This window comes from Hymenobacter sp. 102, assembly GCF_049949205.1.
In the GTDB taxonomy this organism is placed as follows: domain Bacteria; phylum Bacteroidota; class Bacteroidia; order Cytophagales; family Hymenobacteraceae; genus Hymenobacter.
In genome coordinates this window covers 4,604,022-4,618,986 of sequence record NZ_CP188172.1, presented here as the reverse complement: position 1 = coordinate 4,618,986, position 14,965 = coordinate 4,604,022, and the positions used below count along the sequence as shown (strand labels likewise).

The window sequence follows — 14,965 nt, the reverse complement described above, 5'->3', positions numbered from 1 at the left end:
TTCGGACGCTATGAACGGGGCTTCAACTGCTGCCAGCCGGTCGTTTCCGGAAGCACTGTCGGCGCTGTACGCCATATTTTCTCATCCGCGGCTGTCACAGCTGCCAGAAGCTTGCCCCTGCTGCATCACGGCCGCCGAAAACATAGTTTTATGTACGGTGCCCCTGGCCGACCTGTCGGAAGCGCAACTTCAGCGCTATGCGTTCAAGGCTATGACAACTTGGGGAAACACTACCGATTTCCGCTACTTTCTTCCTCGCCTCCTGGAACTATCGTTGCGGCCGGATGCGGACATTGAGAAAGAGACTGTGTTTTGTAAGCTGGAGCTTGCCGGTTGGACTTCCTGGCCGGCAGCGGAACAGGCCGCCATCCGGGAAGCACTGTTGACCTGGTGGGCCCATCACATCCAGCATGAGTGCTTTTTTGAGGAGGAAGTATTGGCCTGGCTGATACGGCTGCTCAGATCCATCAGCCCACTGCTGCTGGCTTGGGCACCCGCCGCATCGGGCTGGGCCTTCGAAAATCTGGTGCGCATGGTATCGAATCTTGACTCGTTGGAGCAGCATATCCGTACACTTACTCCAACCGATGCGACTCACCAGAATGCCCTGTTACGGCAGTGGCTAAAGCAGCAACTCCCGATTCTGGAGGCGGGATTTTTCCAGGAAGAAACTCGCAATAAGGAATTTGCTCAGGCAATTTCTCTGGCTCACACCCTGGTTGCGGCCCTTCCTGCCCCCGGAACACCGCTGTAACTGCCCGACAAATCCGCTTCTCCTGTATCTTGCGGGCCGCTGGCCGCTTCGGCGCCGGCGACCCGCCCCGTTTGGCCCCCTCGCCCGACGACTATCAACCACCGAAACGCATCCCACCCATGACCCTCCGTACCGACTGGACCCTCGACGAAGTACAAGCCATCTATAACCAGCCCGTGATGGAACTGGTCACCCAGGCCGCCGCCATCCACGCCCAGACCCAGGCTACCGGCGAAGTGCAGGTGTGCACCCTGCTGAGCGTGAAAACCGGCGGCTGCCCCGAAGACTGCGCTTACTGCCCCCAGGCCGCCCGCTACCACACCGGCGTGCAGGCCCACAAGCTACTGCCCGACGCCGAAGTGCTGGCCTCGGCCCAGCGCGCCAAAGACTCCGGCTCTACCCGCTTCTGCATGGGGGCCGCCTGGCGCGAAATCCGCGACAATAAGGACTTTGACCGGGTGCTGGGCATGGTGGAGCAGGTGAACGGTATGGGCCTGGAAGTGTGCTGCACCTTGGGCATGCTGAACGAGTACCAGGCCGAGCGCCTCAAGCAGGCCGGCCTCTACGCCTACAACCACAACCTCGACACCAGCCGCGAGAAGTACGACGACATCATCACGACCCGTACCTACGACGACCGGCTGAACACGCTGGAGCACGTGCGCAAGGCCGGTATTTCGGTGTGCTCGGGCGGCATCATCGGCCTGGGCGAAACCGATGAGGACCGCATTGCCATGCTGCACACGCTGGCTACCCTGCCCGCCCACCCCGAGAGCGTACCCGTAAACGCCCTCGTGCCCGTGGAAGGTACGCCCCTGGCTGCCCAGCCCCGCGTGAGCGTGTGGGAAATGCTGCGCATGATTGCCACGGCCCGCATCCTGATGCCCCACACCATGGTGCGCCTCTCGGCCGGCCGCCAGGAAATGCCCGTAACGGAGCAGGCGTTGTGCTTCCTGGCCGGAGCCAACTCCATCTTCTCGGGCGAGAAGCTGCTGACCACGCCCAACCCCGACTTCGACGCCGACAAGCAGATGTTCGCCCTGCTCGGCCTCAAGCCCCGCAAGTCGTTCAAGGACGTGCCCGAGGGTGCCACGGTGCTCGGCCGCGGCAGTGGAGGCGTAGAGTTCATCACCAAACCCATTTTATAGCTTTCCCGCATGGATATTGCCTTCGACCTTAACCTGGACCACGCCTTCGCCGAAACCTTCCGCCAACAGCACGAGTCCCGCGAGGCGCACGAGCTGATTCTGGAACTGGAAGACAAAATCGGGGCTGCCCTGAGCCTCATCATGCAGCGGCACGGCGTGCTGCCGGGCGTTGGCGACCGGGTGGAAGTGGATTCGGAGTGGATGGTTATCAACGCCCGCACTTTCGGGCAGAACGGCAGCGTCTGGCTCTCAGTGAAGCGCTTCGAGGTGTAGCCCGGCATACGCCCTGACGTCTGCATGACTGCGGCGTATGCTAACCTCATGTTTATTGCTACAACGCTCCTTCGGCCACGCTTTTTGCTCCGAAGGAGCGTTTTTTATAGCTGACCTACTTTCTGCCCGTGAGCAAGACACTCTTTTGGCTGTTGCTGACACTACCGTTTTTCAGTCGGGCTCAACGCCGCAGTACCGAGCCACTCCAGCCGCTTGATTCTGCTTATGCAGTGCATGGAATTATGTTTGGTTCAGCCGAAGCAACGATACCTTACCTGAAGCCCCACTTTTCGGGCACCGGCAAGCGCTGGAAAACCAGCCGGGTGTATGGTCTGCTTCCCCAAGTTGATACCATGACTTTAGCGGGCCAGCCGGTGCAGCCGGAGTTCTGGTTTCGGGGCGGGCAGTTTATCGGCGTCACCTATCAACTCAAAAAGGAGAAGAAAACCCGCTTTGTCCTGCAGCAGCTCACCCGCCGTTACGGGCCGCCCCAGGCGGGCAATGTGGCGGGTATGTGGTACTGGCTGGGGCAGCGCACGTATATCCTGTACGAAGATGCGTTGCCCGATGTGTCCCTGCACGTAGCCAGCCTGAGGATGCTCAATGAGCAGGTAATTGAAACGGCCGTACGGCAGGAAGCGCGGCAGCGGCTGGGGTGGCAGCCCGATTCTCTGGGGTTGTCGCGCCAGTTCCCGCTGCCCGGCGAGAAAAAGAAGCAATAATGGTTTCCCCTCTTCACAACCGGCTGGCCGCCGAGCTGGCTAAGCGCGAAGCAGCCGGCACCCGCCGCCGCCTGCCTACACCCCCCACCGCAGGTTTGGTCGATTTCAGCTCCAACGATTATCTGGGCCTGAGCCGGCACCCGCAGGTACGGGCGGCCGTGCAGGAGGCGGCCCAACTGCCCGCTGGCAGTACCGGCTCGCGCCTGCTTACCGGTAATTCCGCCGCCGCCGAGGCGCTGGAAACTACGCTGGCGCAGTTTCACGGGGCCCAGGCGGCGCTGTTGTTTAACTCCGGTTACGCCGCCAATATGGGATTCTTCGCGGCCGTGCCTAAGCGCGGCGATACAATTCTCTATGATGACGCTTCCCACGCCTCCGTAAAGGATGGTATCCGGGGCTCCTTTGCCACCGCCTGGAGCTTCCGGCATAATGAGGTGGCCGACCTGCGCCGCAAGCTGGCCCGCGCCACCGGCAGCGTATTCGTGGCCGTGGAGGCGTTGTACTCGATGGACGGCGACGTGGCCCCGCTGCCCGAGCTGGCCGCCCTGTGCCGGGAGCAGGCCCTGTACCTGGTGGTGGATGAGGCCCACACCAACGGCCTTTACGGCCCCGGGGCGAAGGGCTGGTTACGGAGCTGGGCCTCGAAGACGCCGTGTTTGCCCGCATCCTCACCTTCGGCAAGGCCCTGGGCAACCAGGGCGCGGCGGTGGCCGGCCCGGCCGTGCTGCGCGACTACCTGCTGAGCTTCAGCCGGCCCTTCATCTATACCACCGCTTTGCCCCCGCTCACGGTAGCCGCCCTCACCGCCGCCTACGCCCTGCTGCCCGACCTCGGCCCGGAGCGCGCCCGGCTGTTTGCCCTCTCCGACTACCTGAAAGCCCGCCTGAACGCGGTGCCCGGCCTGCACGTGCCGGCCGAAAGCCACGTCATTCACCCCGTGTTCTTCAGCAGCAACCCCGGCCCCGCCCACGTCCGCACCGTGGCCGCTGCTGCTCGGGCCGCTGGTTTCGACGTGCGCGCCATCGTATCACCGACGGTGCCGGCAGGGACGGAGCGGTTACGGCTCATTGTGCATTCGGATAATTCGGAAGCGGATATTGACGGGCTGGCCGCTGTGCTGGCCAGCGAAGTAGCGTAGAAATGCATATTGACTTCTCGTCAATGATGTAGCGCGAACTTCGCGCCGCCGCGCCGTTCGGGCGGTTTTCTACCTGGGGCGCGAAGTTCGCGCTACATTCCGCTCCGCAACTTCAGTCACGGCTGTGCCGACAACAACCGCTCCATAGTCCAGGGGTTAAATCCTGAGCTAATGAACTAAGCGAAAAATATATCCTAGCGACTCGTCCCTAATCATTTAACACCCCGTTCATCACCAACTCAAACCGCTTATGAACGACCAGGAAGTAGGTGAATACTGGAACCGCAACGCCCCGGCCTGGACCACCCTGGTCCGCGCCGGCTACGACGTGTACCGCAACCTGCTGAACACGCCCGCCTTCTTCGCCTGGCTGCCCCCGGTGGCCGGCCGCACGGGCCTGGATATCGGGTGCGGCGAGGGGTACAACACGCGCCTGCTGGCCCGGCAGGGAGCCCACGTTACGGCCCTTGATATTGCGCCCGCCTTCGTAGAGGCAGCGCAGCAGACCGAGGCTGCCGAGCCGCTGGGCATCCGGTACCTGGTGGGCAGCGCCGCCGCGTTGCCGTTTGCGGCCGAGACGTTTGATTTCGCCACCTCCTTCATGTGTTTGATGGACGTGCCCGACCCAGCATTGGCTTTGCGCGAGGCCTTCCGGGTGCTGCGGCCGGGCGGGTTTCTGCAGTTTTCCATCAGTCACCCCTGCTTCACCACGCCCCACCGCCGCAACCTGCGCGATGCCCAGGGCCAGCCCTACGCCGTGGAGGTGGGCGGCTACTTCGACTACCAGCACGGCCAGCCCGAGGAGTGGATGTTTCATGCCGCCCCGGCCCAGGAGCAGGCGCGCCACGCGCCGTTCCGGGTGCCGGTATTCAACCTCACCCTAAGCCAGTGGGTGGCGGCCGTGGTTTCGGCGGGCTTCGTGCTGGAAGGCCTGCAGGAGCCCTGCCCCACCGACGAGCAGCTGGCGGCCCACCCGTTTTTGCGCAAGGCCCGGGTGGTGCCGTACTTCCTGCACCTGCGCTGCCGCAGACCCGTATTTTAAATTTCAGCTGTCATTCCGAGCACAGCGAGGAATCGGGGTTAGCCATCCAGCGGTCCAGCTCAGATTCCGCGCTTCGCTCGGAATGACAATTTGCTCTGAACCCATTTAATTCCTTTCCTTGGAACGACTCTTCATTACCGGCATTGGCACCGACGTGGGCAAGACCTTCGTCTCGGCCATTCTCACCGAAGCCCTGCAAGCCGATTACTGGAAGCCCGTGCAGGCCGGCCTCACCCCCACCACCGACGCGGCCACCGTGCGCGAGCTGGTGCAGAACCCCGTCAGCCACTTCTGGCCCGAGCGGCACCGGCTGCAGCTGCCGGCCTCGCCCCACGCCGCCGCCGCCGCCGAAGGCATTACCCTGCACCCTGAGGATTTTCAGCTTCCCGCCACCGACAACCACCTGCTGGTAGAAGGCGCGGGCGGCCTGCTGGTGCCCCTGGCCCCCGGCTTCCTCCTAGCCGACCTGGCCCAGCAGCTGGCCCTCGATGTGGTGGTGGTGTCGCGCAACTACCTCGGCAGCATCAACCACACCCTGCTCACGCTGGAAGCCCTGCAGACCCGCGGCCTGCGCGTGCGGGGCCTCGTGTTCAACGGGGAGCCCACGCCCGCCACCGAGGAGTTCATTACCGCGCACACCGGCGTGCCCGTTATGCCCCGCGTGCTGCAGGAGCCGGAAGTAATCCCCGCCGTGGTGAGCCGCTACACCGCCGAGTTCCGGGCGTGGTTTGGGTTGTAAATCGTTCTACCGGGCGCCTCCCCCAGCCCCCTCTCCGGAAGAGAGGGCGAGCCTAACGTCGGTGCTGTAATTGTTGCGCCCTTTCTTCCAGAACAAATTTAACGCCCGCAGCAGAACCGGTGCCCCCTCTCTTCCGGAGAGGGGGTCAGGGGGTGAGGCTCCCGCCAGCACAATACGTAGCCCAAACCACCGCCAGCGCGGGCGGTTGTAGCTTTGCAGCGGCCGGTACCTCCGGCCCCACCCGCAATGCCTCAACCTACTTCCCTTGCCCTCCGCGACGCCGCCGTGCTGTGGCACCCTTACACCCAGATGCAAACCGCCCCGCTGCCCATCCCCGTGGTGCGGGGCGAAGGCAGCTGGCTCATTGCCGAAGACGGCACCCGCTACCTCGACGCTATTTCCTCGTGGTGGGTGAATTTGCGGCCACAGTCACCCCGCCATTGCCGAGCGCGTGAGCGAGCAGCTGCGCACCCTGGAGCACGTGCTGTTTGCCGGCTTCACCCACCCCACGGCCGTGGAGCTGGCCGAGCAGCTGCTGGCGTTGCTGCCCGCCAACCAGGCCCGCGTGTTCTACTCCGACAACGGCTCGACGGCCGTGGAAGTGGCCCTGAAAATGGTGCTGCAATACTTCCACAACCAGGGCCAGCCCGCGCGCCGCACCTTTCTCTGCTTCCGTAATTCCTACCACGGCGACACCTTCGGGGCCATGGCCGTAAGTGCCCGCGGGGCCTTCACCGAGCCCTTCTGGCCGCTGCTGTTCGACGTGGAATTCCTCGACGTGCCAGTGCCGGGCCACGAGGCCGCCACGCTAACCCAGCTCGATGCCCTGCTGCTCCGCCCCGATGTGGCCGGCTTCATCTTCGAGCCGCTGGTGCTGGGCACGGCGGGCATGGTGATGTACGAGCCCGAAGTGCTGAGCGAAATGCTGCGCCGCTGCCACCAGGCTGGGGTGCTGTGCATCTCGGATGAAGTGATGACCGGCTTCGGCCGCACCGGGCCGCTGTTTGCCTCCGAGCTGCTGACAGAACAACCCGACATCATGTGCTTTTCCAAGGGCCTCACCGGCGGCACCCTGGCCATGGGCCTGACCACCTGCGCCGCGCCGGTGTACGAGGCGTTTCTGAGCCACGACAAGATGCGGGCCCTGTTCCACGGCCACTCCTACACGGCCAACCCCGTGGCCTGCGCCGCCGCCCTGGCGAGTCTGGAGCTGACGCGGGCTGACGAGTGCACCCACCAGCGCCAGCGCATCGAGGCCGCCCACGCCGCGTTCCGCCAGGAAATTGAGGGCCAGTCGGGCGTGCGGGCGGTGCGGCACCGGGGCACCATCCTGGCTGTGGAGTACGACCCCGGCGAGGGCACCAGCTACTTCAGCCGTCTCCGCGACGCCTTCTACCAGCTCGCCCTCGACCACCGCGTGGTGCTGCGCCCCCTGGGTAACGTGGTGTACCTGCTGCCGCCCTACTGCACCACCGACGAGGAGCTGGGCCTGCTCTACGACGTGCTGCGCCGCATGCGCGAGCTGGTACTCGACTTCACTCCCGCCCCCAACCTGCCCGAAATCCTGCATGACTAACTCCCGCACCGGGGCCGAGGCCGTTACTGTTATCCGGGGCCGGGGCCGGGTATCGGCGCTAGGCCTGGCGCTGCCGACGGCTAGCGAGGCCCCCGCTTCCTCCTTCATCACCCATGCCACCGGCGTACCCGTAGCCGCCCTGCCCGCCCCCGCTGAAGCGGCCGTAGCCGAGCTGCGCCGCCACCCCAGCTACCGCCAGCTCGACCGCACCGTACTGCTGGCCCTGCTGGCCGCCCGCCAGGCCACCGCCCAGGCCGGATGGAAAAATGATGAAATGGTGAGTGGTGAGTTGGTGAGTGATGTTCAAGAATATCACCTTCTCAACTCACCAACTCACCATTTCACCATTTCACCGCTGGCCGTTAGCATCGGCAGCAGCCGGGGCGCTACGGGGCGGCTGGAGGAGTTTCACGCCGGGTTTCTGGCTGAAGGCAGCGTGCCGGTGGCGGCTTCACCGCTGACCACGCTGGGCAACGTGGCCAGCTGGGTGGCCTACGACGCCGGCCAGCACGGCGGGGCGGCTCTGAGCCACTCCAGCACCTGCAGCAGCGCGTTTCAGGCCCTGGGCAACGCCCGGGCTTGGCTGAAAGCCGGCATGGCCACCCGGTTTCTGGCCGGCGGCACCGAGGCTCCGCTCACCGATTTCACCCTGGCCCAGATGCGCGCCATTGGCATTTACTCTCCCCTGGCTGCCGCCGACTGGCCCTGCCGGCCGGGCGCGGGCCGGCCTTCCACGTTTGTGCTGGGCGAAGGCGCGGCCGTGTTTGCTTTGGAGCAGCTTTCCGCCGCCCAGGTTGCGGCCGAGACCGGGCCGCTGCTGGTGCTGGCCGGGGTGGGCTTCGGGTTCGAGGCCATCGGCAGCAAAACCGGCCTCTCGCCCGAGGGCCAGCACTTCCAGCAGGCCATGCGCGAAGCCCTGGCCCAGGCCAGCCTCTCCCCCGCTGACATCGACGCGGTGGTGCTGCACAGCCCCGGTACCCCGGCCGGCGACGCGGCCGAGCGGGCCGCCCTGCGCGCCGTGTTCGGGCCCACGCTGCCGGCGCTCCTGTCCAACAAATGGCTCGTGGGCCACACCCTGGGAGCCTCCGCTGCGCTCAGCCTCGATTTCGCCTGCCACGTGCTGGAAACCCAGCAATGGTCTTCGGTTCCATTTGTTACTGATCTGGCTTCTTATGGTAATAAACCTATCCGGCGGATTCTGGTGAATGCGGCGGGTTTTGGCGGCAACGCGGCCAGCGCCGTGGTGGAGCTGCGGTAACGTCATTGCGAGGCGCAGCCGAAGCAATCCTTCCTTTTCAAGGCGCGAATCCCTGATAAATGCAACGCCCTGGTGGCGGGCGTTCGAAATAGGTCTGGGCTTTGTGCTATAAACAAGGAAGGATTGCTTCGGCTGCGCCTCGCAATGACACCGCCTTCCCGCAACGCTGGCGGAAATCCTGCGTCTATAGCCTTCCCAACCACAACCAACCTATGCGTCGTTTTTCCCCGCTGCTGCTGGCCCTCGGTATGTCCGCGCCGGCTTTTGCCCAAACCAAGCCCGCTACCACCCCCGATCCGCTCATCACCCGCATGGTGCAGGAGGTGTCGGAAAAGAACCTGCGCGAGGACATTGACAAGCTCGTGAGCTTCGGCACCCGCCACACCCTCAGCGACACCAAAAGCAAGAAGCGCGGCATCGGGGCAGCCCGCAACTGGGTGGAAGGCGAGTTTCGCAAGTACAGCAAGGCCAGCGGCGGCCGGCTGAAAGTGGAGCAGGACACGTTCACCATCAAGCCCGACGGCCGCCGCATCGACCGGCCCGTACTGATGGCCAACGTAATGGCCACCCTGCCCGGCACCGACCCTACCGACAAGCGCGTATTCATCGTGAGCGGCCACATTGATTCGCGGGTGACCGACGTGATGAACGCCACCGCCGACGCCCCCGGGGCCAACGACGACGGCTCGGGCACGGTAGCCGTGATGGAGCTGGCCCGCGTGATGTCGCAGCAGCAGTTTCCGGCCACCATCATCTTCGTGGCGGTGCAGGGCGAGGAACAGGGCCTCTACGGCTCCACCCACCTGGCCAAGCGGGCCAAGAAAGAAGGCTGGCAGCTGGTAGCCATGCTCAACAACGACATCATGGGCAGCTCCACGGGCCACGACCCGGAAATCAAGGACGACAAGCGCCTGCGCGTGTTCAGCGAGGGCGTGCCCGCCACCGAAACCGCCGACGAAGCCCGGGTGCGCCGCACGTTGTCGTCGGAAAACGACTCGCCCAGCCGCAACCTGGCCCGCTACACCCGCGTGGCCTGCCAGCAGTACGTACCCGGTCACGAGGTGGTGCTGGAGTACCGCCCCGACCGGTTCCTGCGCGGCGGCGACCACACGCCCTTCAACCAGCAGGGCTTCACGGCAGTGCGCTTTTCGGAGATGAACGAGGACTTCCGCCACCAGCACCAGGACCTGCGCACCGACAACGGCACCGAGTACGGCGACTACGCTAAATTCATGGACTTCGCCTACCTGCGCAAAAACACCGGCGTGAACCTGGCTACCCTGGCTGCCCTAGCCCTGGCCCCCGCCGCCCCCGAAAACGTGGGTGTGCTCACGGCCGAGCTCACCAACCGCACCCAGCTGAAGTGGGAAGCCCCCAAAACCGGCGAGCGGCCGGCCGGCTACTACGTGCTCATGCGCGAAACCAGCGCCCCGGAGTGGCAGCAGAAGTTCTTCGTAACCGACCTCAAAGCCGACCTGCCCCACAGCAAGGACAACTACATCTTCGGGGTAGTTTCGGTGGACGCCGAGGGCCACGAGAGCCTGCCGGTGATTCCGAAACCAGTGCGGTAATACTCCTGGGATACCAGGTAATCGAAAGCCCGCTGTGCGTTGCATGGTGGGCTTTTACGTGTACTTTGCAACTGTATGTGGCGTAATTCAGCGTATCCTTTCTATTGTCTTTTCCTCTTATTTCACCTTCTGAACCATCGCCCAGCACGTGGCCAGTGTATGGAATCACCTTGGATAACTGTGTGGCCCGATGAGCGGGTGGCTACTATCCAGCCCCGGCAGGTTTTCTTACTATCCCCGGGAAGTTTAAGCCATACCCGATACAATTTTCGAAAGCTAGGCCAGCAGATTTCGCTTTACCTGCGGTCAGCCCACGACTCGGTTCCGCTACGGATATTGGAGCGGCCTAATAACCTCTACGGCACCGACCCACAACTCCTGCTACAGCCTGTTCGGCCACTTTTGTCGGATACAGTGTACGCTCTGCGCTACGCCCCCGATAGTTTGCAGTACGACTTGTTTCGAATGCAACGGGCCCGCCCCGGGAGCAAGCAACTGGTATCCGTGTACCGCTGGCGTGTGGCTGCCAAGCCTGATACTGAAGCTCCGCACTGGACGGCTACACCTGCCGTGGTCCACCAGGAATACTCCGAAAACAGTGAAGGAATCAACAATTACGTATCCTTCTCCAGCCCATTAGAGGATGCCTCGCCGGTGCTGGTGCGGGCCATTATACAGTCGGCGCGGCTGACGGCTCCGGTGGTGAGCTACCTTATTCCCTGGCAGGATCAACTGGATATTGGCTGGTTTACCTGCGGCGGCGACTTCCGGTTTGCCTTTGGGGAAGAATGCACCGTACTGTTTGAAGCCATAGATGCCGCCGGCAACCGCAGCCGGCCAACGGGCCGCCCAGTGCCCTTCCAGGCTCCGCCGCGCCCGGCATCTTACCGATAAACTCCGCCCGCTATGCAGCCCTTACCCGACCATCTGCTAGACCGCCTGGCGCAGCAACAGCTGCCGTGGGGATGGGCCTGGGCGTGGTTTGCCACACTGCCCGCGGCGGCGCAGCTGCCCTGGCTGGCGGAGTTAGTGAGCTACATTCAGCAGACACACCCCACTCCGGCACTGGTGCAGCAGGCTGTGGCCGAAGCCCCCGTGAAGCCAACTTCCACCCGCTGGTGCTGCTGCGAGTGTACCCGCTCCCGCAGGCTCTCACCCGCATTCAGCAGCTACCGGCTACCGAATACCCCAACGCATTCCGGGCGCTGCTGAGCGTGTTCCGCGTGGCCGACGACCACCGCCGCCGCACCCAGTGCCAGCACGGCTGCTCCCACGACTGGCATAACCTGCCGCCCCTACCCCCTACCATTCCGACCGCCTGACCCTACCAAAATGGTAAGACATCCGGCCCCGAAGGCATCGGCCTCGAACCGAAAACCGCCCGCAAAGGGCCGCAGAGGCCCTTTATCGAACTGGCTTACCCGCCTGGCACGGCCTGTGTACCGGTAACGGCAACTGTTTCACTTGTTGCGGCCGGAGGCCACTGTTACCATGACGACGCTGGTTGTATTACTGGGTTTGGGATTGATTCTGCTGTGTATGGGCCTGTGCGTGGCCCAGGAATACGAGCGGGCCCTTGTGTTTCGGCTGGGGCGCTACGCCGGGCGGCGCGGGCCGGGGCTGTACTGGATTATCCCCTTCATTGAGCGCCGCACCACCGTAGATATCCGCACCAAAACCGTGGATCTGGAGCAGCAGGAAACCATTACCAAGGACTCGGTAACTATTAAGGTAAATGCCGTACTCTGGTTTCGGGTGGTGAACCCTGAGGACGCCATTATCAAAGTGGCCAACTTCAACCAGGCCGTGTACCAGCTCTCCGTTACGGCCCTGCGCAATATCATCGGCCAGCACCAGCTGGATGAGGTGCTGAAGGAGCGCCAGCAAATCAACGCCACCCTGCAGCAGCTGGTAGATGCCGCTACCGAAACCTGGGGCGTGAAAATTGAGATGGTGGAAATCAAGGACGTGGAAATCCCGGAATCCATGCAGCGCGCCATGGCCCGGGAGGCCGAGGCCATCCGCGAGAAGCGGGCCCGCATCATCAAAGCCGAAGCCGAGCTGGAAGCCTCCAAAAAGCTCACTCAGGGGCCCGCCAGATGGAAGAAAGCCCCATGGCCCTGGAGCTGCGCCGCATGCAGATGCTCTCCGAAATCGGCATCGACAACAACACGACTACCGTGGTGCTCATCCCCTCTGAGTTCACCAATCTGGCCCGCGGCTTCGCCAGGGGCAGTCGGCCACTGCGGTATCGTAAGCGGCGGCGAGTTCTGCGAAAAAGCCCGATGCAACGACAGTGTTGCGCCGGGCTTTTTATGCGCGACCTAGCGAACAACGAGCTACTTTTTCGATAGGTTTAGCGCAGTCTTCATATTACCCTATCCCATTGACTTTCATGAGAAAACCCCTTCTATTCTCGGCGTTACTTTTCCTCGCAACAGCCTCCATTACCCAGGCCCAGACCAGCTACCAGCCACCTGTCAACTACGCCTTCCAGACGCCCGACGACTACGCCGAGTATGAGCCCCAGGTTATTGCCACGGTGAACTGGCTGGAGAAAACGCCGCTTAGCCAGCAACCTGAAGTACGCAAGCAAGCCGACCAGTTTCTGTTTCAGTGGATCAGCGGCAGCTCCTCGGTATCGGTGCAACTACAGAAGTACGTGGCCGACCTGGCGGGCCGGGAGTCGGAGCTGCTGATTCTGTTTATGGGTGGCTGGGCCCGCTACCAGCTGCAGCACCCCGAGGTAAAGGATGCAACCGCCCTGAACACGGAGGGCGTCCGCACAATGCTGCGTGCCTATCAAGCGGGTGGCTTCAAAAAGAACAAACAGCTGGATGAATTGCTGAAAATGGACGCGGCTGGCAGCCTGCCAGGTTGGGTGAAAAAGCAACTGGCCGGCTAACCAGCCAAGTATAAAACAGGCTGCTGTCGAAGTATTGCAAGCTCAAAAATTGGACTTACCAAAGTAGCCGCGCTTGGAATATTGTTTTCTGCATCCGTACTTGCGGCCGCAAAACGGCGGAATACTTTCTTTTCCGCCATTGCTCTCATCTGCTATGCTCGTTTCGGCTGTTTCGTATTCTTCTTCTGCTTCACTGGCTTGGGCCGGTGCGGAGATGGTGTGCCACATGCCGAACAGTGGCAAACGGGCTGGCCTGACCCTGGGCCTGCTGATGAGCAAGAAATCGAAGAAACGCAACCCGACCTGACCGTCGCAACCGTTCGTCGTACCTCTACCACTGAACTTCCAAGCGCCGGTCCTGCCAAGGGTCGGCGCTTCTTTTTTGACCTGATGTTTCACGTTGCCCGCAACCTGGCGGGCGCATTTCCCGACTCTCCGATTCGGTTTCCAGCACTATGAAAGTTCTCAAGTTTGGCGGTACGTCCGTCGGGTCGGCGCAACGGATGCGCGAAGTAGCCGAGCTTATTCACGCCCCCCACCTGCAGCGGCGCATCGTGGTGCTGTCGGCCATGAGCGGCACTACCAATGCGCTGGTGGAAATCAGCCAGCTGCTGTACGCCGACGACGCGGCCACCGCCACGGCCCGCATCGAGGCCCTGCGCCAACGCTACCACGAAGTAGCCCGCGAGCTACTGCCCGAGCCAGCCGTAGCCGAGCAGGCTATCCAGGACCTCAACCAGAACTTTGACACCCTGCAGGGCCTAACGGCGGCCCCCCTGTCCGGCGACGGGGAGCGGGTGATTCTGGCCCAGGGCGAGCTGCTGAGCACCCTGCTGGTGCACCGCTACGTAACCCAGGTGCTGGGCCGCCCGGCCGTGCTGCTACCCGCCCTCGATTTTATGCGCCTCGACGTGGACGAAGAACCCGACGCGGACTACATTCAGGAGCACCTGGCCGCCACGCTGGCTCCGCACGCCGCCCAACAGCTATTCATCACCCAGGGTTATATCTGCCGCAGCGCCCAGGGCTCCATCGACAACCTCAAGCGCGGGGGCTCCGACTACTCTGCCTCGCTGATTGGGGCCGCCGTGCGGGCCGAGGAAATTCAGATCTGGACCGATATTGACGGGCTGCACAACAACGACCCGCGGGTGGTAAAGGGTACTTATCCTATCCGGGAGCTGTCGTTCGATGAGGCGGCGGAGCTGGCCTACTTCGGGGCAAAAATTCTGCACCCCAGCTCCATTCTGCCGGCGGCCAAGCACGGTATTCCGGTGCGCCTGCTCAACACCATGCAGCCCGAAGCACCCGGCACCATCATTTCCAGCCGCACCGGAGCCGAGGCCATCAAGGCCGTGGCCGCCAAGGATGGTATTACGGCCATCAACGTGAAATCCAGCCGCATGCTGCTGGCCCACGGCTTCCTGCGCAGCCTGTTTGAGATTTTCGAGCGGTACCGCACCTCCATCGACATGATTACCACCTCCGAGGTAGCCGTGTCCCTGACCATCGACGATGCCACCCGCCTCCCGCAGATTCTGGCGGAATTAGGCCGCTTCGGCTCGGTAGCCGTGGATGAAAATCAGAGCATCATCTGCCTGGTAGGTAATCTGGAGCAGGATTCGCATGGGGCCGCCAACCGCGCCTTTGCCGCTCTCAAGGACATTCCGGTGCGCATGATCAGCTACGGCGGCTCGCCCAACAACATCAGCATTCTGGTGAGTACCGACGACAAGACCCGCGCGCTCCAGGCCCTGAACGAAGGCCTGTTTACTTCAGCTAATAACCAATAGCTGTTGGCTATTAACTTTCGTTCAACCCATTAGCAGCCAACCGCTT

16 protein-coding genes and 1 pseudogene are annotated in these 14,965 nt (G+C 63.1%); 16 read left to right on the top strand and 1 reads right to left on the bottom strand.

Annotated features, from left to right (window positions below; all coding sequences use genetic code 11):
• The first annotated feature begins 10 nt into the window (after positions 1–10).
• The 15 genes and pseudogenes from ACN19L_RS20000 (at position 11) to ACN19L_RS19930 (ending at position 13,126) form a co-directional block, all read left to right on the top strand.
• On the top strand, positions 11–754 hold the full coding sequence (locus tag ACN19L_RS20000; RefSeq protein WP_426491217.1) for a hypothetical protein: 744 nt from the start codon (positions 11–13) through the stop codon (positions 752–754).
• A gap of 119 nt (positions 755–873) precedes the next feature.
• The gene (gene bioB / locus ACN19L_RS19995) at positions 874–1,902 is read left to right on the top strand and encodes a biotin synthase BioB (RefSeq protein WP_426491216.1); all 1,029 of its coding nucleotides are present in this window, start codon (positions 874–876) and stop codon (positions 1,900–1,902) included.
• 9 nt (positions 1,903–1,911) lie between these two features.
• On the top strand, positions 1,912–2,175 hold the full coding sequence (locus tag ACN19L_RS19990; RefSeq protein WP_426491215.1) for a hypothetical protein: 264 nt from the start codon (positions 1,912–1,914) through the stop codon (positions 2,173–2,175).
• A 242-nt stretch (positions 2,176–2,417) separates the two neighbouring features.
• Positions 2,418–2,897, top strand: coding sequence for a hypothetical protein (locus ACN19L_RS19985; protein WP_426491214.1), 480 nt, complete (start codon positions 2,418–2,420; stop codon positions 2,895–2,897).
• Positions 2,897–3,640, top strand: coding sequence for an aminotransferase class I/II-fold pyridoxal phosphate-dependent enzyme (locus tag ACN19L_RS19980; protein WP_426491213.1), 744 nt, complete (start codon positions 2,897–2,899; stop codon positions 3,638–3,640). Before ACN19L_RS19985 ends, ACN19L_RS19980 begins: the two co-directional genes overlap by 1 nt.
• Positions 3,550–4,035 (top strand): aminotransferase class I/II-fold pyridoxal phosphate-dependent enzyme, encoded by a 486-nt coding sequence (locus tag ACN19L_RS19975; protein ID WP_426491212.1) that lies wholly within the window; start codon positions 3,550–3,552, stop codon positions 4,033–4,035. Before ACN19L_RS19980 ends, ACN19L_RS19975 begins: the two co-directional genes overlap by 91 nt.
• Before the next feature lie 250 nt (positions 4,036–4,285).
• A complete protein-coding gene (locus ACN19L_RS19970) occupies positions 4,286–5,077 on the top strand; it encodes a methyltransferase domain-containing protein (protein WP_426491211.1) in 792 nt (263 codons plus the stop codon).
• 118 nt (positions 5,078–5,195) lie between these two features.
• Positions 5,196–5,816: a dethiobiotin synthase gene (gene bioD / locus ACN19L_RS19965; RefSeq protein WP_426491210.1), complete on the top strand. Its 621-nt coding sequence runs from the start codon at positions 5,196–5,198 to the stop codon at positions 5,814–5,816.
• 451 nt (positions 5,817–6,267) lie between these two features.
• Positions 6,268–7,392 (top strand): adenosylmethionine--8-amino-7-oxononanoate transaminase, encoded by a 1,125-nt coding sequence (gene bioA / locus ACN19L_RS19960; RefSeq protein WP_426491209.1) that lies wholly within the window; start codon positions 6,268–6,270, stop codon positions 7,390–7,392.
• Positions 7,385–8,650 (top strand): beta-ketoacyl synthase N-terminal-like domain-containing protein, encoded by a 1,266-nt coding sequence (locus ACN19L_RS19955; protein WP_426491208.1) that lies wholly within the window; start codon positions 7,385–7,387, stop codon positions 8,648–8,650. Before bioA ends, ACN19L_RS19955 begins: the two co-directional genes overlap by 8 nt.
• Before the next feature lie 212 nt (positions 8,651–8,862).
• Complete coding sequence (locus ACN19L_RS19950) at positions 8,863–10,221, top strand: M28 family metallopeptidase (RefSeq protein WP_426491207.1); 1,359 nt, start codon at positions 8,863–8,865, stop codon at positions 10,219–10,221.
• 414 nt (positions 10,222–10,635) lie between these two features.
• Positions 10,636–11,115, top strand: a complete 480-nt coding sequence (locus tag ACN19L_RS19945) for a hypothetical protein (protein WP_426491206.1) — start codon at positions 10,636–10,638, stop codon at positions 11,113–11,115.
• Between the two features lie 12 nt (positions 11,116–11,127).
• A pseudogene (locus ACN19L_RS19940) lies at positions 11,128–11,543 on the top strand (DUF5958 family protein).
• A 169-nt stretch (positions 11,544–11,712) separates the two neighbouring features.
• Positions 11,713–12,549: a slipin family protein gene (locus ACN19L_RS19935; protein WP_426491205.1), complete on the top strand. Its 837-nt coding sequence runs from the start codon at positions 11,713–11,715 to the stop codon at positions 12,547–12,549.
• Between the two features lie 67 nt (positions 12,550–12,616).
• A complete protein-coding gene (locus tag ACN19L_RS19930; RefSeq protein ID WP_426491204.1) occupies positions 12,617–13,126 on the top strand; it encodes a hypothetical protein in 510 nt (169 codons plus the stop codon).
• Between the two features lie 42 nt (positions 13,127–13,168).
• Here the strand turns inward: ACN19L_RS19930 and ACN19L_RS19925 are convergent, their stop codons facing one another.
• Complete coding sequence (locus ACN19L_RS19925) at positions 13,169–13,525, bottom strand: hypothetical protein (RefSeq protein ID WP_426491203.1); 357 nt, start codon at positions 13,523–13,525, stop codon at positions 13,169–13,171.
• Positions 13,526–13,581: 56 nt separating this feature from the next.
• Here ACN19L_RS19925 and ACN19L_RS19920 point away from each other — a divergent pair, with 56 nt between their 5' ends.
• Complete coding sequence (locus ACN19L_RS19920; protein WP_226267644.1) at positions 13,582–14,919, top strand: aspartate kinase; 1,338 nt, start codon at positions 13,582–13,584, stop codon at positions 14,917–14,919.
• Positions 14,920–14,965 lie beyond the last annotated feature (46 nt).